12 protein-coding genes are annotated in these 18,914 nt (G+C 71.4%); 5 read left to right on the forward strand and 7 right to left on the reverse strand.

What is annotated here, in order from left to right; translation table 11 throughout:
• Positions 1 to 87: 87 nt before the first annotated feature.
• Positions 88 to 5,439 (forward strand): NAD-glutamate dehydrogenase, encoded by a 5,352-nt coding sequence (locus tag ABD194_RS13455; protein WP_343992149.1) that lies wholly within the window; start codon positions 88 to 90, stop codon positions 5,437 to 5,439.
• A 140-nt stretch (positions 5,440 to 5,579) separates the two neighbouring features.
• Positions 5,580 to 7,067, forward strand: coding sequence for a sensor histidine kinase (locus ABD194_RS13460; protein WP_343992151.1), 1,488 nt, complete (start codon positions 5,580 to 5,582; stop codon positions 7,065 to 7,067).
• A 136-nt stretch (positions 7,068 to 7,203) separates the two neighbouring features.
• Here the strand turns inward: ABD194_RS13460 and ABD194_RS13465 are convergent, their stop codons facing one another.
• Complete coding sequence (locus ABD194_RS13465; RefSeq protein WP_030194844.1) at positions 7,204 to 7,452, reverse strand: WhiB family transcriptional regulator; 249 nt, start codon at positions 7,450 to 7,452, stop codon at positions 7,204 to 7,206.
• Positions 7,453 to 7,844: 392 nt separating this feature from the next.
• On the opposite strand from ABD194_RS13465, the gene ABD194_RS13470 reads away from it, so the two are divergent.
• The gene (locus ABD194_RS13470) at positions 7,845 to 8,270 is read left to right on the forward strand and encodes a hypothetical protein (protein WP_343992154.1); all 426 of its coding nucleotides are present in this window, start codon (positions 7,845 to 7,847) and stop codon (positions 8,268 to 8,270) included.
• Here ABD194_RS13470 and ABD194_RS13475 read toward each other — a convergent pair.
• From ABD194_RS13475 to ABD194_RS13495, 5 genes are all read right to left on the reverse strand, one after another.
• Positions 8,263 to 9,102, reverse strand: coding sequence for a GDSL-type esterase/lipase family protein (locus ABD194_RS13475; protein ID WP_343992156.1), 840 nt, complete (start codon positions 9,100 to 9,102; stop codon positions 8,263 to 8,265). The two genes, ABD194_RS13470 and ABD194_RS13475, sit on opposite strands and share 8 nt — an antisense overlap.
• A 4-nt stretch (positions 9,103 to 9,106) precedes the next feature.
• Complete coding sequence (locus ABD194_RS13480) at positions 9,107 to 9,283, reverse strand: DUF6104 family protein (protein ID WP_142184561.1); 177 nt, start codon at positions 9,281 to 9,283, stop codon at positions 9,107 to 9,109.
• A 161-nt stretch (positions 9,284 to 9,444) separates the two neighbouring features.
• A complete protein-coding gene (locus tag ABD194_RS13485) occupies positions 9,445 to 13,350 on the reverse strand; it encodes a multifunctional oxoglutarate decarboxylase/oxoglutarate dehydrogenase thiamine pyrophosphate-binding subunit/dihydrolipoyllysine-residue succinyltransferase subunit (protein ID WP_343992160.1) in 3,906 nt (1,301 codons plus the stop codon).
• A 249-nt stretch (positions 13,351 to 13,599) separates the two neighbouring features.
• Entirely contained in the window at positions 13,600 to 14,403 is an 804-nt protein-coding gene (locus tag ABD194_RS13490) for an ABC transporter permease subunit (protein WP_343992162.1), read from the reverse strand.
• A complete protein-coding gene (locus ABD194_RS13495) occupies positions 14,400 to 15,452 on the reverse strand; it encodes an ABC transporter ATP-binding protein (protein WP_343994147.1) in 1,053 nt (350 codons plus the stop codon). The genes ABD194_RS13490 and ABD194_RS13495 overlap by 4 nt, the downstream gene beginning before the upstream one ends.
• A gap of 301 nt (positions 15,453 to 15,753) precedes the next feature.
• Between ABD194_RS13495 and ABD194_RS13500 the strand changes: the two genes are divergently transcribed.
• Together ABD194_RS13500 and ABD194_RS13505 are read left to right on the forward strand one after the other, a co-directional pair.
• Complete coding sequence (locus tag ABD194_RS13500) at positions 15,754 to 17,145, forward strand: hemolysin family protein (protein ID WP_343992164.1); 1,392 nt, start codon at positions 15,754 to 15,756, stop codon at positions 17,143 to 17,145.
• Entirely contained in the window at positions 17,142 to 18,179 is a 1,038-nt protein-coding gene (locus ABD194_RS13505; RefSeq protein ID WP_343992166.1) for a hemolysin family protein, read from the forward strand. Before ABD194_RS13500 ends, ABD194_RS13505 begins: the two co-directional genes overlap by 4 nt.
• Before the next feature lie 6 nt (positions 18,180 to 18,185).
• On the opposite strand, the gene ABD194_RS13510 is transcribed toward ABD194_RS13505, so the two are convergent.
• Positions 18,186 to 18,911 carry an ASCH domain-containing protein gene (locus ABD194_RS13510; protein WP_343992168.1) on the reverse strand — a complete coding sequence of 242 codons (726 nt, stop codon included), beginning with the start codon at positions 18,909 to 18,911 and terminating at the stop codon, positions 18,186 to 18,188.
• Between the last annotated feature and the right edge of the window lie 3 nt (positions 18,912 to 18,914).

Consider the following 18,914-nt stretch of genomic DNA (forward strand, 5'->3'; position numbering starts at 1 on the left):
GCCGACGGGGATAGGCTCACATCGTGAGATGCGCGACACGACGACGTGTCGCTGCACGGGCCGCACGGTGAGGAATCCGACAACCGCATGTCAGCGTCACTCGAACAGTCTCGAATCGACGTCATCAGGGCTGCTGCCGAAGCAATGGCGCCACCGCCTCGACGGGGCAGGGGCCGGTCCTCGGCCACCGCGGCCGCCGACATGGAGGACTTCCTCCGGGCGTACTACCGCCTCGTGGCCACCGAGGACCTGCTGGCCCGGCCGGCGCGCGAGCTCGCGACGATCGCGACCGAGCACCGCGCCTTCGCCCAGGAGCGCCCGGTGGGGACCTTCAACGTGCGGGCCTTCAACCCCACGGCCGAGGACGACGGCTGGTCCACCACCCACACGGTGGTGCAGATCGTCGTCGACGACATGCCCTTCCTGGTCGACTCCGTCGTCGGTGCCCTCGGCGGCTTCGACCGCGGCGTGCACCTCATCGTCCACCCCCAGATGACGGTGTCGCGCACGATCACCGGCGAGCTCAAGTCGGTCGTCACCGACGGGTCCACCACGGTGCAGTCGAGCACCGTGGGCCTCGGGCGCGAGTCGTGGATGCACCTGGAGATCGACCGCCTGCCGGCCGACGCCCTGCCCGACGTCGAGGCGCGGCTGCGCCACGTCCTCGAGAACGTCCGGGACTCGGTCGAGGACTGGCCCAAGATGCGCGCGCACGCCCTCACGATCGCGAGCGAGCTGCGGTCCGCGACGCCGCCCGGCACCGACCCGCACCACGCCCGGGAGGCGGCGCGATTCCTCGAGTGGCTGGCGCACAACAACTTCACCTTCCTCGGCTACCGCGAGTACTCCCTGACCCGCGAGCACGGCAAGGACGTCTCTCGCCAGGTCCCCGGCACCGGTCTGGGCCTGCTGCGCTACGACCGGCCGTCCGCGGGCAAGGGGCTCGTGCTCACGCCCGCCGCCAGCCGCGCCGCCCGTGACTCGAGCATCCTCATCATCACCAAGGCCAACTCCCGCGCCACGGTGCACCGCGACGTCTACCTCGACTACATCTCCATCAAGCGGTTCGACGCCCGCGGGGAGTGCGTCGGCGAGCAGCGCTTCCTCGGCCTCTACGCGTCGGCTGCCTACAACGACACGATCCACGACATCCCGCTGCTCGACGTGCGTGCCCAGGAGGTGCTGCGGCTGACCGGCCTCAGCCCCGACAGCCACTCGGGCAAGGACATCCTGCAGATCCTCGAGACCTACCCGCGCGACGAGCTCTTCCAGACCACGTCGGCCCAGCTGGCCGAGATCGCGACGAGCGTCCTGCACCTGCAGGAGCGCCGCAAGACCAAGCTCTTCCTGCGACGTGACGAGTTCGGTCGCTTCGTGTCCTGCCTCGTCTACCTCCCGCGGGACCGCTACAACACGACGGTGCGCCTGCGCATCGAGTCGATCCTGCTCGAGGCCTTCGGCGGCGAGAACATCGACAACACGACGCGCGTCAGCGAGTCGACGCTCGCCCGGCTGCACTTCGTCGTCCGCATGCCGTCCGGCACCGACATCCCCGACATCGACGAGGTGGCCCTCGAGCAGCGCGTGATCGACGCCACCCGCACGTGGGACGAGGACCTGTCCGAGGCGCTCAGCCAGGCACGGGGGCTCGAGGGCGCCGCGAGGACGATGGCGGCATACGCCAAGGCGCTGCCCGAGGCGTACAAGGAGGACTTCGAGGTCGCGACGGCGGTCGACGACCTCGACCGCATCGACGCGCTCGGTGACGGCGATCTCACGACCGGGCTGCACCTCTACGACGACCCGGCCTCCGACGACCCACGCGAGCGCCGCTTCAAGCTCTACCGCCGCGCCGACCTGTCGCTGACGCAGGTGCTGCCGCTCTTCACCCACCTCGGCGTCGAGGTCACCGACGAGCGCCCCTACGAGGTGCGCGGGCCCGTCGGGCGCACCCTGCACATCTTCGACTTCGGGCTGCGGGCCGACGCCAAGGCGTGGGGCTCGGGCGACGCCGCGGCCACCGACGACGTGCGGGGCCGCTTCGAGGAGGCCTTCCGCGCGGTCTGGGACGGTCGCGCCGAGTCCGACGGCTTCAACGCGCTCGTCCTCGCGGCCGGCCTCACCTGGCGGCAGGTCGTCATCCTGCGCACCGTGGCCAAGTACCTCCGGCAGACGGGGTCGACGTTCTCGCAGGACTACGTCGAGTCGGCGCTCGCGGCCAACACCGGGATCGCGCGCAGCCTCGTGGAGCTCTTCGAGGCGCGCTTCGACCCCGACGCCTTCCCCGACACCGAGGCGGGCCGCGACAAGCGCGCCTCCCGCCAGAAGCACGTCGTCACGCGCATCACCGAGGCCCTCGACGACGTCGCGAGCCTCGACCACGACCGCATCGTCCGGGCGCTGCTCGGCGTCATCCAGGCCAGCCTGCGCACGAACTACTTCCAGCCCGACGCCAACGGCCACGACAAGCCCTACGTCTCGCTGAAGCTCAACCCGAAGAAGGTGCCCGACCTGCCGGCGCCCCGCCCGATGTACGAGATCTGGGTCTACAGCCCACGCGTCGAGGGGGTGCACCTGCGCTTCGGCAAGGTCGCGCGCGGTGGCCTGCGCTGGTCCGACCGGCGCGAGGACTTCCGCACCGAGATCCTCGGCCTCGTCAAGGCGCAGATGGTCAAGAACGCCGTCATCGTCCCGACCGGCAGCAAGGGTGGCTTCTACGCCAAGCAGCTGCCCGACCCGGCCGTCGACCGCGCGGCGTGGATGGACGAGGGCATCGCGTCCTACAAGCTGTTCATCTCCGGGCTGCTCGACCTCACCGACAACCTCGTGGCGGGGGAGGCCGTGCCTCCGCATCGCGTCGTGCGCCACGACGAGGACGACACCTACCTCGTCGTCGCCGCCGACAAGGGCACGGCGAAGTTCTCCGACATCGCCAACGGGCTGGCCGGTGACTACGGCTTCTGGCTCGACGACGCCTTCGCGTCCGGCGGGTCGGCGGGCTACGACCACAAGGGCATGGGCATCACGGCCCGCGGGGCGTGGGAGTCGGTCAAGCGCCACTTCCGCGAGCTCGGCCTGGACACGCAGTCGCAGGAGTTCACCGTGGTGGGCGTCGGCGACATGAGCGGTGACGTCTTCGGCAACGGCATGCTGCTGTCGGAGCACATCCGCCTCGTGGCGGCCTTCGACCACCGGCACATCTTCGTCGATCCCACGCCCGACGCCGCGACCTCGTATGCCGAGCGCCGCCGCATGTTCGACCTGCCCGGCTCGTCGTGGGCCGACTACGACGAGAAGCTCATCAGCAAGGGTGGCGGCATCTTCCCGCGGTCGGCCAAGTCGGTGCCCGTGAGCCCGCAGATGGTCACCGCCCTTGGCCTGCGCCACGGCACCAAGAGCATGACCCCCGCCGACCTGATGAAGGCGATCCTGCTCGCGCCCGTCGACCTGCTGTGGAACGGCGGCATCGGCACCTACGTCAAGGCGACCGCCGAGACCAACTCCGAGATCGGCGACCGCGCCAACGACGCCATCCGCGTCAACGGCAGCGACCTGCGCTGCAAGGTCGTCGGCGAGGGCGGCAACCTCGGCGCCAGCCAGCTCGGGCGCATCGAGGCGGCGCTCGCGGGCGTGCGGATCAACACCGACGCCATCGACAACAGCGCCGGGGTCGACACCTCCGACCACGAGGTCAACATCAAGATCCTGCTCACCGAGCTGACCCGCTCGGGGCAGCTGACGACCAAGCGCCGCAACACGCTGCTGGCCTCCATGACCGACGAGGTCGCCGACCAGGTGCTGCGCGACAACTACGAGCAGAACGTCCTGCTCGGCAACGCCCGCGCCCAGCAGCACGAGATGCTCGGCGTCCACGAGCGGCTCATCCAGTTCCTCGAGTCCGGCGGCGACCTCGACCGCGCCCTCGAGTTCCTGCCGAGCGACTCGGAGATCGCCCGCCGCCAGAAGGCAGGCCTCGGGCTGTCCTCGCCGGAGTTCTCGGTCCTCGTCGCCTACGCGAAGCTCTACCTCAAGAGCCAGCTCATCAGCAGCTCGCTGCCCGACGACCCGTGGTTCGAGACGACCCTCGCCGAGTACTTCCCCAAGCCGCTGCGCGGCAAGTACGCCGCCGAGATCGCCGCCCACCCGCTGCGCCGGGAGATCATCACCAACGCGGTGGCCAACTCGATGGTCAACCGTGGCGGCATCACGTTCGCCTACCGTGCCGGCGAGGAGACGGGGGCGACGCCCGAGCAGGTCGCCCGCGCCTACGTCGTCTGCCGCGAGGTGTTCGACCTCGCCGGGTTCGTGCGCCGCGTCGAGGCCACCGACAACGTCGTCAGCACCACGGCGCAGACGGCCCTCTACCTCGAGTTCCGCCGGCTCGTCGACCGCTCGGTGCGCTGGTTCCTCTCCTCCCGTCCGGCCTCGCTCGACATCGCAGCCGAGGTGGCGCGGTTCCGGCCGGGGGTCCGGGCCTTCGCCGACCGGGTCCCGGAGCTGCTGCAGGGCAGCGAGCGCACCCGCCTGGAACGGCGGATCCACGACCTGGAGGGCAAGGGCGTGCCGGAGGAGCTCGCCACGGTGGCCGCCTCGCTGCTCGACCAGTACTCGCTCCTCGACTGCATCGAGATCGCCGAGGACACCGGGGAGAAGCTCGAGGACGTCGTCCGCGTCTACTTCCTGACGTCCGAGACGTTCTCGATCGACGCGATGCTGGGGCGGGTCACCATGCTGCCGCGTGACGACCGCTGGGACGCGATGGCCCGCGGCGCGCTGCGCGACGATCTCTACGCCGTCCTCGAGACCCTGACCCGCTCGGTCCTCGAGGTCAGCAACCGGCGACACGACGCCGCAGCGCGCCTCCGGGAGTGGTCCGACCTCAACGCCGACGCTCTCGGTCGCGCCCGCGGCGCACTGGGCGGCATCGAGCGGATGAGCCACGCCGGGATCGCGGCGCTCTCCGTCGCCCTGCGCACGCTGCGCACCGTGACGAAGCCGGCGTCGTCCGGTCAGCCCGCCCCGGTGGAGCTCGAGGCGGGGGCCAACGGCGCGGTCTCGTCCACGACGCGGCCACGTACCGAGGCCACGGCGGCCACGGCGGCCAAGGAGCCCTCGGGCTCACCGGCGCGGAACACCAAGGCCGCGAAGAAGGCGGGCTCGGGCAGGGGTTCGGCGAAGACTGCGGCCAAGACTGCGGCCAAGACTGCGGCCAAGACTCCGGCCAAGACTGCGGCCAAGACTCCGGCCAAGACTGCGGCCAAGGGTGCGCCCAAGAGCGCCCCGCCGAAGAGGGCCGAGTCGTCCGCCATCGAGCTGCCGGGCAAGGGACCGCGCGAGGTGCCGGCCGTCGCCGGCGACGGGGCGGACGCGGAGGAGACCGCCACCAAGACGGCTGCACGCCAGGCTGCCGCCCGGATCGCCGCCGAGTCACGGACCTGACAAGGGCCACCCGAGTGAGTGGCTGACACCACAGGAACGGGTCGCTCCGTCACCTCCGCCCCGGGCGGACGTGACGGAGCGACGTCCGACCGGACGGGGCGCTCGTCCGAGGGGGAGCGAGGCCTCACTAGGCTCGGGGCGTGGCTACCCTGAGCGAGCTCCTGCGGGGCGGGACGACGATGCCCGACCACGACATCGAGTGGCTGCAGCTGCTCGTCGGTGACTGGCAGCTCATCGCCGACCTCTCGTTCGCCGACCTCGTGCTGTGGGTCCGGTCGACCAGCGAGCGCTGGGAGGCCGTGGCCCACGTGCGCCCCACCACCGGGCAGCTCGTCTTCGTCGAGGACCAGGTGGGTCGGGTGGCCGAGCTGGGCCGCACGCGGGACCTGCTCGACGAGGCGGCCGACGAGCAGCGGATCCTGCGCGTGCGCCAGGTCGTCGTCACGCACGAGCACGGGCCGGACCAGTCGGTGCGGGAGGAGTACATCCCCGTCGTCCGCGGTGGCCACGTCGTGGGCGTCATGACGCGCCACACCAACCTGTGGACCACGCGCACCCCGAGCCGTCTCGAGCTGACCTATCTCGCGACGGCGGATGCGCTGTGCCGGATGGTGACGGGCGGGGAGTTCCCGCACAGCGGGGCGCCGACCGGGCTCCGACGCGGCGCGCCCCGCGTGGGTGACGGCGTCATGCGCCTGGACGTCGACGGCATCGTGACCTACGCCAGCCCCAACGCCGTCTCCGCCCTGCACCGCCTCGGGCACCTCGGCGAGGTCGTCGGCGCGAGCCTGGCCCAGATCGTCACCGAGAACGTACGCGAGTCCCACCTCGTCGACGAAGGGCTGCCCCTCGTGGTCACGGGGCGCCAGCCGTGGCGCACGGAGGTGGTCGCAGGGGGGACGACGGTGTCGATGCGGGCCATCCCGCTGACCGAGGCCGGCCAGCGGTTCGGCGCCATCGTGCTCATGCGCGATGTCGGCGAGCTGCGCAGGCGCGAGCGCGAGCTCATGACGAAGGACGCGACGATCCGCGAGATCCACCACCGCGTCAAGAACAACCTCCAGTCGGTCGCCGCCCTGCTACGGCTGCAGGCTCGGCGCCTGCCCGAGGGAGAGGCGCGCGCAGCCCTCGCCGAGGCGGAGCGCAGGGTGGGGACCATCGCCATGGTCCACGACCAGCTGAGCCAGGGCTTCGACGAGACCGTCGACTTCGACCCGATCGCCCAGCGGGGACTCGGGGCCGTCGTGGAGGTCTCGTCCAACGGCGCGCCCGTCCACACCGTCACGCACGGCTCGTTCGGGCGGCTTCGGGCGGAGGACGCGACCTCCCTGGCGATGATCCTCAGCGAGCTGGTGCAGAACGCGATCGAGCACGGGCTCGGTGACGCCGGGGGAGAGGTGCGCATCGACATCGAGCGGATGTCCGACGACCGCGGCCAGCAGATGATCGCGGTGTCGGTCGAGGACGACGGCAAGGGCATCGACCCGGCACGCCGGCCCGGCTCGGGGCTCGGCACCCAGATCGTGCAGTCGCTCGTCGCCGACCTGCAGGGCCGCATCAGTTGGGAGGCGGTCGTGCCGCACGGCACGCGAGCCCGCTTCACCGCGAGCCTGCGCCCGATCACCTGACGAGCCGGACGGCACACGCAGGACGGGCACACGCGGGCAGGGCAGCCAAAAGCCCGGCGACCGAGGGGTCACCGGGCTCGCGGACGTGGGTCGTGCAGAGGTGCTGCAGCCTGTCTGGCGGCTGCCTCAGCAGGGCTCAGCCAGCGCGACGGGCCCGCGCGTTGCGACGCTTCAGGGCTCGACGCTCGTCCTCTGAGAGGCCGCCCCACACGCCGGCGTCCTGGCCGGTCTCCAGGGCCCACTTGAGGCAGGTGTCGATGACGGGACAGGTCCGGCACACGGCCTTCGCCTCCTCGATCTGCAGGATGGCCGGACCGGTGTTCCCGATGGGGAAGAACAGCTCCGGGTCGGCCTCCAAGCAGGCAGCGCGGTCGCGCCAATCCATGTGGATCGTGCTCCTTCATGTATCTCGTGTTCGGCACCGACGCCCGGGTGTCGGTCGTGGTGCATGGGATGGGCGCCAGCGTCGTTGTCGGAGCCTGTCATGGGTGTCGTCGTGCGGGGATCCCCCCTGACCAACGGAAACGCGCACGAAGATGTTCCGTACGCGTCGTGGTCCATGACCCGGTGCGCGCAGTGCCCATCTCCCTGTTCAACGCGTGGGCGCCGATCACACCAAGGACTTACTCTATCGGCGAACGGCCGCCAGTTCCAGAGTCCGGGGCCCGTCGGCGGGCCTGGGAGCCCGCCGATCGTCTCGCTCCGAGCCCGGCTCGCTAGGCTGGGCGGGTGACCGAAGCGACGCCCGCCCCTCGAGTGGTTCGCGGATCCCACCGTGTGGCAGGGCTGCTCACACTGCTGGAGGCGCTCGTCGTCCTCGGCTTCGCCGTCTTCTACGCCTACGAGATGGTGACCGGCGCCACAGACGACCTGACCCGTGCGGCGACCTCCGGTGTGCTCATCCTCATCTTCGGACTCGGCCTGCTCGTGCTGGCGCGGGGCTGGAGCCGGGCGGCGGACTGGCCGCGCACCCCGACGCTGCTCTGGAACGCCCTGCTGCTGCCCGTCGCCTGGTCGCTCCACGAGTCGGGTCGCACCCCCGTCGCGCTGGCCGTGGGTGCCGTCGCCGTGGCCAGCATCGTGGCCGCCCTGGCCGCTCCGGGGCGTCGCGACCCGCGCCCGGACCGAGCTGTGGACGGGGGCGACGGCTCCCAGGCCGGGATGGGCGCCGACGGCGCCCGGCGGGACGACGGGCTCAGCTGAGCGAGAGCCAGTCGTTCCAGCCGTTGTGCAGCACCAGCCAGGCGATGAGGCCGTAGCCCGCCTGGCCCGGGTGGGACCGGTCCGGGCTCGCCGCGAGGTCTGCCATCCACTGGTCGTGGGTCGCGAGGGGGCGGTAGCAGTCGACGTAGGTGATGCCGCGGCGTGAGCACACGTCGGCCTGGGCCTCGGCGAGCGCCTCGATCTTGCGGTTCAGCTCGTCGTCGAGGGTGGGCGTGAGGCCCACGACGAAGACTCCGATGCCCGCGTTGGTCGCCTCGTCGAGGACGTTGGCGAGGTTGAGCCGGGAGCGCGCCATCGTCATGCCGGAGATGACGTCGTTGGTGCCCACGTTGAGCACGAGACGGCGTTCGGTGCGGCCCTTCCAGCGGGGGTGGCACTCGGCGCCCCACCGAGCTACGACGTCGCCCGACGTGTTGCCGCGAACCCCGAGGTTGTAGGCGGTCAGGTCGAGGTCGGGGTGCTGGGTCCTGGCGACGACGCGCCCGACCCACCCGAGGCCCTTGGGGTCGCCGTAGCCGGCGGTCAGTGAAGCCCCCAGGAAGATCATGCCGACGTCGCGCACCCCGTCGGTGACGGTGACCTCGGCGCTCGGGGCGTAGTAGGGCTCCTCCGTGGGCGTCGAGCCGGAGGCAGCGTCGGCTGGGGCGTCGGGCGAGCCGGTGTCGGCAGCCGGCGCTGCGGCATACCGCCCCGGGGCGTCGCTGGTGAACTGCGTGTGGGACGAGGGGTAGGCGGGGCCGACGCCGTAGGACTCCCTCGGGGCCTCGGCCGGGATCCCGCCGGTGTCGTTGCGGTCGGTGCGGTCGCTCACGTGCTCAGTCCTCGTCGTCGTCCAGCCGGGCCAGCCACGTCGCGAGTCGCTCGACGGGCACCTCGAACTCGGGGTTGAGGTCGACGAACGTGCGCAGCTGCTCGGCGAGCCACTCGAAGGTGACCTCCTCCTCGCCGCGCCGAGCCGCCAGCTCCTCGATGCCCCTGTCGGTGAAGTACACGATGGGAGGTTATCGCGTGCCGGTGCGGGTGCGTAGGAGGCCAGCCGAGGAGGGCGCCTCGCCTACGGCGGGAAGAGGCAGCGTATGCCGTCACCTCCGGTGTGCCGCGAGGGACCCCGCCACGGTGGCGGGGTCCCTCGCGCTCGTCACTGCAGGGCGGGTCAGCGGCCGAACGCGCGCTCCATCAGCTCGGCCTGCTCGACCGCGTGCTTCTTGGACGAGCCGGTCGCGGGCGAGGCCGAGGCCTTGCGGGCCACGACCCGCCACGGGCGGTTCTCGCCGAGGCCGCACAGGTCCTCGTGCAGCCACTGGGCCATGAGGGGCCAGGCGCCCTGGTTGCGGGGCTCGTCCTGGACCCAGACCAGCTCGGCGCCGGGGTAGCGGGCCGCAGCGTCGACGATCTCCTGCTCGGGGATCGGGTAGAGCTGCTCGACGCGGACGATCGCCGTGGAGGTGTCGCCGCGCTTGGCGCGCTCGGCGTCGAGCTCGTGCACGACCTTGCCGCTCGCGAACAGCACCCGGGTGACGTCCTGGGTGGCGCCCTCGTGGTCGGCGAGCACCGGCTGGAAGCCGCCCTGCGTGAAGGCCTCGACCGAGCTGGCTGCGGCCTTGCTGCGCAGCATCGACTTCGGGGTGAAGACGACGAGCGGCGTGCGCGGTCGGGCGTAGGCCTGGCGGCGCAGCAGGTGGAAGTAGCTCGCCGCCGTGGACGGGTAGGCGACCGTCATGTTGTTCTCGGCGCACAGCTGCAGGTAGCGCTCGATGCGCGCGGAGCTGTGGTCGGGACCCTGGCCCTCGTAGCCGTGGGGGAGCAGCAGCACGACCGAGCTGCGCTGTCCCCACTTCTGCTCGGAGCTGGAGATGAACTCGTCGACGATCGTCTGGGCGCCGTTGGCGAAGTCGCCGAACTGGGCCTCCCAGACGACCAGCGCGTCCGGGCGCTCGACGGAGTAGCCGTACTCGAAGCCCATCGCGGCGTACTCGGACAGCAGGGAGTCGTAGACCCAGAAGCGGGCCTGTCCCTCGCCGAGGTAGAGCAGCGGCGTCCACTCCTCCGCGTTGTTCTTGTCGATGAGCACGGCGTGGCGCTGGACGAAGGTGCCGCGTCGGCTGTCCTGCCCGGCCAGGCGCACCGGGGTGCCCTCCTTGAGCAGGGTGCCGAAGGCGAGCAGCTCGGCCATCGGCCAGTCGATGCCACCGTCGTGCACCATCGCAGCGCGCTTGTCCATCAGCTGCTTCAGCTTCGGGTGGATCGTGAAGCCCTCGGGCGGGTTGGCGAAGGTCTCGCCGATGTGCACGATCTCGCTTTCCGGGACGCCTGTCTCGGTGGCCGAACGCACCGGCGCGACGTCGTCCTGGACCTGCGCGGTGGGGCGCTCGAGGCCGGCGTTGTCGGGAGCGTCGGACTCGCGGTCGGTGGCCCCGGCCGGTGCCGCGCTCTGCGCCTTCTTCGCCTCGCGCGTCTCGACGAACACCCGCTCGAGCTGCTGCTGGTAGTCGCGCAGCGCGGCCTCGGCGTCCTCGACGCTGATGTCGCCGCGGCCGATGAGCGACTCGGTGTAGAGCTTGCGCACCGAGCGCTTGGCCTCGATGAGGTTGTACATCAGCGGCTGCGTCATCGACGGGTCGTCGCCCTCGTTGTGACCGCGGCGGCGGTAGCACACCATGTCGATGACGACGTCCTTGTTGAACTCCTGGCGGAACTCGTAGGCCAGCTCCGCCACGCGGACGCAGGCCTCGGGGTCGTCGCCGTTGACGTGGAAGATCGGCGCCTGGATCATCCGCGCGACGTCGGTCGAGTAGACCGAGGACCGCGAGCTGCTCGGCGAGGTGGTGAACCCGACCTGGTTGTTGATGACGACGTGGATCGTGCCGCCGGTGCGGTAGCCGCGCAGCTGCGAGAGGTTGAGCGTCTCGGCGACGACACCCTGGCCGGCGAACGCGGCGTCACCGTGCATCAGCACGGGCAGGACGGGGAAGCTCTCGCCTGCGAGGTTGAGGCGGTCCTGCTTGGCGCGCACGATGCCCTCGAGCACCGGGTTGACGGCCTCGAGGTGCGAGGGGTTGGCGGCGAGGTAGACCTTGGTCCTGCTGCCGTCCTCGGTGACGAACTCGCCCTCGGTGCCGAGGTGGTACTTCACGTCGCCCGAGCCCTGGACCGACTTGGGGTCCTGGGTGCCCTCGAACTCGCGGAAGATCTGGCCGTAGGACTTGCCGGCGATGTTGGCGAGCACGTTGAGCCGGCCACGGTGCGGCATGCCGATGCACACCTCGTCGAGCTTCTCGGCCGCGGCACGGCACAGGATGCGGTCGAGGAGCGCGATCACGGACTCGCCGCCCTCGAGCGAGAAGCGCTTCTGCCCGACGAACTTCGTCTGCAGGAACGTCTCGAAGGCCTCGGCGGCGTTGAGACGGCGCATGATGCGCATCTGCTCGTCGCGGTTGGCCTTCTCGTAGGGCCGCTCGACCTTGTTCTGGATCCACTTGCGCTGCTCGGGGTCCTGGATGTGCATGTACTCGATGCCGACGGTGCGGCAGTACGAGTCACGCAGGATGCCGAGGATCTTGCGCAGCTTGAGGAAGGGATAGCCGCCGAACCCGCCGGTGGCGAAGGTGCGGTCGAGGTCCCACAGGGTCAGGCCGTGCGTCGTCACGTCGAGGTCGTGGTGGCGGCGCTGCTTGTACTCGAGCGGGTCGGTGTCGGCCATGAGGTGGCCGCGGACGCGATAGGCATGGATGAGCTCCTGGACGCGAGCGACCTTGTTGATGTCGTCGTCGTGGGAGGAGTCGATGTCCTGGATCCAGCGGACCGGCTCGTAGGGGATGCGCAGCGACTCGAAGATCTCGTCGTAGAAGTGGTTCTGGCCGAGGAGCAGCTGGTGGATGATCCGCAGGAAGTCGCCGCTCTGGGCGCCCTGGATGATGCGGTGGTCGTACGTCGAGGTGAGCGTCAGGATCTTGCTCACGGCGTTCTTGTTGAGCGTCTCGTTGCTCGCGCCCTGCCACTCGGCGGGGTAGTCGAGGGCGCCGACGCCGATGATGGCGCCCTGGCCCTTCATCAGGCGCGGGACGGAGTGGACCGTGCCGATGCCACCGGGGTTGGTCAGCGAGATGGTGGTGCCCTGGAAGTCCTCGACGGTCAGCTTGTTGGCGCGCGCCTTGCGGACGATGTCCTCGTAGGCGGTCCAGAAGTGGACGAAGTCCATCTCCTCGGCCGACTTGATCGAGGGCACGACGAGCGTGCGGCTGCCGTCGTCCTTCTGCAGGTCGATGGCCAGGCCGAAGTTGACGTGGGCCGGGCGCACGAGCGCGGGCTTGCCGTTCACCTCGGTGAAGCCGTTGTTCATCTCGGGCATGAGCGCCAGGGCCTTGACCATGGCGTAGCCGATGAGGTGGGTGAAGCTCACCTTGCCGCCGCGTGAGCGGGCGAGGTGGTTGTTGATGACGACGCGGTTGTCGATGAGCAGCTTGGCGGGGACGGCACGCACGCTCGTCGCCGTCGGCACGGTGAGGGAGACCTCCATGTTGCTGACGACGCGGGAGGAGGCTCCACGCAGCGGGACGACCTGGTCCTCGCTGACCGGCCCGGTGCCCTTGACCGCGGGGATGTCGCGCGGCTTCGGGGATGCGGCGGCCGGCTCGGTCTTCGGCTCGGTCTTCGGCTCGGTCTTCGGCTGGGCCTTGGGCTCTGCCTTCGCCTCGGGAGCCTTCTTCTCGGGGGCCTTCGTCTCGGCTGCCGTGGCCTGCGCCTGCGCCGGTGTCTTGGCTGCGGCCTTGGCAGGCGCGGTCCTGACGGAGGCGCCGTTGGCGGACCCGTTGGAGCCGCCCGTGGCGCCCTCGCCGGCCGGCGCGCTCGTGGTCTGCGGCTTGCTCGCGGTCGCCGTGGCCGTGCGGCGGGACGCCGCGCTCGTGTCGGCCTCACCCGGCCGGTAGTCCTCGAAGAACCCCCACCATGCCTTGTCGACCGACGTCTTGTCGGTCAGGAACTGCTGGTAGAGCTCGTCGACGAGCCATTCGTTCGGCCCGAATGCTGCAATCGGGTCACCGGACGTGGACTGATCGGACACGGCGAATGCGCCTCTTTCGTTGGCTTGGGTGCGTCTGCTGCCTATACAAGGGTCAAGCCTAGACCCGAACGTCGCGATACCCGCTCGCGGCTCGGATGTCGAGCGGAGGGCTCGAGGAGGCGTTGGTCACCTCTGTCGGACGACGCGCCAGGACCCTCCGACGGCGGCCCCCGAGGGCCAGCCGCGGGCGTGACCGGAGCCCGCGGCAGGGCCCGCGGCGGCGCCCCGCGCCAGCGCCCGCGGTATGCGTCAGCTGATGTCCGAGCGCAGCGTCCGCCAGGTGCCCAGCCCGGCCATCACGGCGGCATACGCCATCAGCACGAGGGCGCCGGCCCACCAGCTGAGCTCGTGGAGCGGCTGGTTGTCGAAGCCGCCGCTCGTGGACTCGAGCATCGCGCTCGTGGCGCGGCTGGGCAGGTAGGGGGAGACGTTCTTGCCCCAGTCGGTCAGGGCGAGGACGAGCCCCAGCACGGGCTCGACGATCCAGGCCACGGCAACCGAGATCAGCAGGGCGGCGACCTGGTTGGGGATGAGGATGCCGGCGCCGAGGCCGATGAGGGCCCACAGCCCGAGCACGAGCAGGGACAGGGCCAGGGTGCGCCAGATCGAGGGGTCAGCGAAGGGCGCGACGCCCTTGGAGGTCAGCACGAGCGTGCCGGCCCCGACCGCGCCGGCGAGCGAGAGCAGCCCGTAGAGGACGCCGATGGCCAGCAGCGAGATCACCTTGGCGGCCATGACGCGCCCCCGTCGCGGAATCGCGAGGAACGTCGCCGTGATGGTCTGGTGGCGGTACTCCGAGCCGATGGTCAGCACGCCGATCGACAGGGTGAGCAGGTAGCCGACCTGCAGGCCGCTGGTGAAGACCGCCTTGGCGAGCGCCGCGTCGGTCTGGGGTGCGGCCGCAGCCCCGGGCCCGCGCACCGCGTCGCTGGTGAAGACGAACGCGAAGAGCACGGCGAAGGCCGCCCCGGCGACGAACACGGCGATGGCCATGCCCCACCAGAGCCGAGTGGTGAAGAGCTTGCGCAGCTCGGCGTGCACGGCGGCCCTCATCGCGCCCCTCCGTCGCTGTCGGTGCCCGGCCGGCGTGACTCCGGGTCGGCGAGCAGTGCGGGGTCGATGGGCGGCCCGCTGGGGGGCGGCAGGTCGACGGGTGCACCGGTGGGCGCGGGCCCTGGCACGTCGCCGAGGTTGCGGTTGCGGTTCTCGTCGCTCTCGGTGAGGTTGAAGAAGAGCTCCTCGAGGTGGGTCTGCTCGCTGCGCAGCTCGTGGATGGCGACGTCGCTCGCGTGGGCCGCGTCACCGACCACGGCGAGGTCCTCGGTCGTCACGCGCAGGCCGCTCCCGCTCGGCACCACGGCCAGCCCGCGTCGGCGCAGCGCGTCGGCGAGCCGGTCGGGGTCGGACGTGCGGACGAATGCCGTGGGCTCGCCGCGCAGCTCGGCGACGGTGCCCTGCGCGACGCGCTTGCCGTTGGCGATGATGACGACGTCGTCGACCGTCTGCTCCACCTCCGAGAGCATGTGGCTGGAGATGAGCAGGGTGCGTCCCTCGTCGGCGAGGTGGCGCAGGAAACCGCGCAGCCAGCGGATGCCCTCGGGGTCGAGGCCGTTGGCCGGCTCGTCGAGGATGATGACGCGTGGGTCGCCGAGGAGGGCACCGGCGAGGCCGAGCCGCTGGCGCATGCCCATGGAGTAGCCACCGGCGCGCTTGCGGGCGGCGGCCGGGATGCCGACGAGCTCGAGCAGCTCGTCGACCCGCGAGTCCGGCACGCCGGCGACGGCGGCCTGCACGCGCAGGTGGTTGCGGCCCGTGCGACCCGGGTGGAAGTTGGTCGCCTCCAGGGCGGAGCCGACGACCCGGAGCGGGTTGGGGATGTCGGCGTAGCGGCGGCCGTCGATCGTGGCCGACCCGGCGGTGGCGCGGACCAGCCCGAGGAGCATGCGCAGGGTCGTCGTCTTGCCGCTGCCGTTGGGGCCGAGGAACCCGGTGACCCGGCCGGGCTCCACGTCGAAGTCGAGGTGGTCGACGGCCGTGAGGGAGCCGAACCGCTTGGTCAGGCCGCGCACCTCGATGCGTCCTTCGACCCGCTCACCGGTCAGTGCGCCGCCGCGGTCGCGGGTGCCCGCGGGGGAGTGACCGGGAGTGTGCCCGGTCAGCTCGGGTCGTGCTGCCGCCACCGTGATCGCCTCCGTATGCTCCCTCGCCCCCGCTGCGCAGGGCCCGCGCGTGACGCGCCAACTCAACCACACGGCATACCCAGCGCACACGCAGGTGGGGGTGGGGCGGCGGCACCGCCTGGTGCGGCCGGCTCCCTATAGTTGGGCAGACCATGACCTCCCTTCGCGACCAGGGCCCGGCCCGCTGCGGCCGCCCCCGCCCCACCGGACCGGAGGTCCGTCGGTGACCGAGTGGCTGCTCGTCCTCGGCGCCGTGCTGCTCACCGCCGGCACCGCCCTCTTCGTCGCGGCCGAGTTCTCGCTCGTGGCGATCGACCGACCCACCGTGCAGCGAGCCATCGACGAGGGCGACTCGCGGGCCCGCGTGGTGCTGCAGTCGATCAAGCAGCTCTCCACGCAGCTGTCCGCCGCCCAGGTGGGCATCACGATCACGACGCTCGTGGTCGGCTACCTCGCGCAGCCGTCGATCGGCGCGCTGCTCTCCGGACCGCTCGCCGCGGTGGGCCTCGGCGCGGGCGCGGTGGAGGCCATCTCGAGCACCCTCGCGCTGGTGATCGCCACCGTCTTCTCGATGGTCTTCGGTGAGCTGCTGCCACAGTTCCTCGGCATCTCGGCGCCACTCGCGACCGCCAAGGTCGTCGCCGTGCCGGTCCGGTTCTTCGCCGTCGTGGCCAAGCCCCTCATCGTCCTGCTCAACGGCTCGGCCAACCGTTTCCTCCGCTCACTCGGCATCGAACCGCAGGAGGAGCTGTCGGGAGCGCGGACCCCGCAGGAGCTGGCCAGCCTCGTGCAGCGCTCCGCCGAGGCCGGCACGCTCGACGTCACGACCGCCCGGATGCTCACCCGCTCGCTCGGCTTCGGCGAACGCACCGCCGACGACGTCATGACCCCGCGGGTCCGGTGCACCGGCATCCACCGCGACGAGTCGGCCGACGACGTGCTGCGCCTCTCCCGGCGCACCGGGCACTCCCGCTTCCCGGTCCTCGGTGACGACTGGGACGACATCGACGGCGTGGTCCACGTCAAGAGGGCCATGGCGGTGCCGCACGAGCGCCGGAAGGACGTGCCGGTCTCGGCCCTGATGTCCGACCGTCTCGTGGTCCCCGAGACGATCAGGCTCGACCCGCTGCTGCGGCAGCTGCGCGAGGGCGGGTTCCAGATGGCCGTCGTCGTCGACGAGTACGGCGGCACGTCGGGCATCGTCACGCTCGAGGACGTCGTCGAGGAGATCGTCGGCGAGGTGTCCGACGAGCACGACCGGAGCCGCCAGGGCGGCCGTGAGCTCGTCGACGGCTCCTGGACGGTGCCCGGCCTGTGGCGTCCCGACGAGGTGCGCGACGCCTTCGACGCCGAGGTGCCCGACGGCTCGACGTACGAGACGATGGGCGGCTTCGTCATGACGAGCCTCGGCCGGGTCCCGGTCGTCGGCGACGTGGTCCACGTGCCGGGCTGGCAGATCCACGTCGTGGGCATGGAGGGCCGCCGGGTCGACCGGCTGCGCTTCGTGCCGGACCCGGACTCGCTGCCTACCGACGGGAGCGGAACGGGGCGCGACGACGACGGGCCGGGCCTCACGCGTACGCCCTCTTCCCCCCAGCCGGGGGAGCGGTCGTGAGCGGGCCCTGGGTCTACGTCGTCTCCGTGCTGCTCCTGCTCGGGAACGCCTTCTTCGTCGGGGCGGAGTTCGCCGCGATGGCCGTGCGGCGCTCGACCCTCGAGCCCCTCGCGGAGGCCGGCAGCAAGCGGGCGCAGTCGTCCCTGCTCGCGCTCGAGCGGCTCGGTTCGATGCTCGCCACCGCCCAGCTGGGCATCACCGTGTGCTCGGTCGGCCTCGGTGCGCTCGCCGAGGCGGCGCTGCACCACCTCTTCGAGCCGGTCTTCGCGGCGTGGTCCCTCCCCGACGCGTGGGCGAGCGGGGTGGCCCTGGCGCTCGCGCTGCTCATCGTGTCGTACCTGCACGTCGTCGTGGGCGAGATGATCCCCAAGAACCTCGCCATCGCCGGTCCTGACCGGGCCGCCCTGCTCCTCGTGCCGCCGCTGTTCTTCCTGGCGCGGGCCCTGCGGCCGATCGTGCACGCCATGGAGGCCCTGGCGAAGTCGCTGGTGCGCCTCTTCCGGGTGGAGCCCAAGGACGAGCTCACGTCGGCCTTCACGGTCGAGGAGGTGGCGCACATCGTCGGGGAGTCCCGCCGCGAGGGGCTCATCGAGGAGGAGCGCCACGGGCTCGTGGCCAAGACGCTCGAGTTCTCGGACAAGCGGGCCCGCGACGTCGCGGTCGACCTCGCGTCCCTGACGACCGTCACCCTCGGCGCCACGCCGGCCGAGATCGAGCGGCTCGTCGCCAAGCACGGCTTCTCCCGCTACCCCGTGGTCGACGCGGCCGGCGAGATCGGCGGCTACCTCCACCTGAAAGACATCCTCTACGCCGACGACGAGCGCCACGAGCAGCCCGTCCCGCCGAAGCGTGTCCGCCGTCTGGCCACCGTCGGCGCCGACGACGAGGTCGAGGACGTGCTCGCCACCATGCAGCTGACCGGCGCGCACCTGGCTCGGGTCGTCGACGGGGCTGCCGGGGTGAGCGGCGTCGTCTTCCTCGAGGACGTCCTCGAGGAGCTCGTCGGCGAGGTCACCGACACGACGCAGCGCTGAGCGGCGTCAGCCGGGACGGCTCTCGAGCCAGTGCAGGTATGCGGTTCCGCGCGGTGACAGCTCGTAGCCGACGTCGTGGCTGATGGTCAGGCCGAGGGCCTTGAGCTTGCGGATGTCCGCCTTCATCGGCAGCAGCTCGACCCCGCGCAGCGCGGCGAGCTCCTTGGACACCACGCGCGGGTTGTCCCGGATCCACTCGAGGATCTCGCGGGTCCACGGTCCGGCGGGCCGGGCATCGAGGCGCCGCAGGCGAGCGCCGATCTCGGCCAGCGCGGCGTCGTCGGGGATGGCGTCGCGCAGCGCGACGCGCGGGTCCTCGCCGGCCCAGCTGAGGCTGATGCGGAAGACCGTTTCCCCGCCGCGGCCACCCCTGCCGCCACTGGCCGACGGCCCGGCGGTCCTCGGCGCGAGCGAGCGCTGCAGGGCGGCGAGGTCCTTGGCACCGGCTGCGCGGGCATCCCGCTCGGTGAGCCGATCCGGGTCCCGCACCGGGCTGACGGCGTCGAACCGGACGAGGCCGGACGAGGTCAGCTGCAGGCCACCGACCTTGACGCGCGGCACGTCCCAGCGCCGGAAGGCCTGCGTGACCGTGCCGGCCCGGATGCCCTCGGCGACCGGCTTGGAGATGAGCACGTCCTCACCCTCCCAGATCGAGTGGCGTGGTCTGCGCGAGACGCGCTCGAGCCCTCGCAGGACGACGAAGGGCCGACCGTCGCGGCGCTTCGGCGCCATCAG

The organism is Terrabacter terrae (assembly GCF_039529575.1).
GTDB lineage: Bacteria > Actinomycetota > Actinomycetes > Actinomycetales > Dermatophilaceae > Terrabacter > Terrabacter terrae.

Bases quoted from the DNA above. Each gene is read 5' to 3' on its own strand.
- ABD194_RS13455 (WP_343992149.1), top strand. From the start codon at position 88: ATGTCAGCGTCACTCGAACAGTCTCGAATCGACGTCATCAGGGCTGCT.
- ABD194_RS13465 (WP_030194844.1), bottom strand. From the start codon at position 7,452: ATGGATTGGCGCGACCGCGCTGCCTGCTTGGAGGCCGACCCGGAGCTG.
- ABD194_RS13490 (WP_343992162.1), bottom strand. From the start codon at position 14,403: ATGAGGGCCGCCGTGCACGCCGAGCTGCGCAAGCTCTTCACCACTCGG.
- ABD194_RS13510 (WP_343992168.1), bottom strand. From the start codon at position 18,911: ATGGCGCCGAAGCGCCGCGACGGTCGGCCCTTCGTCGTCCTGCGAGGG.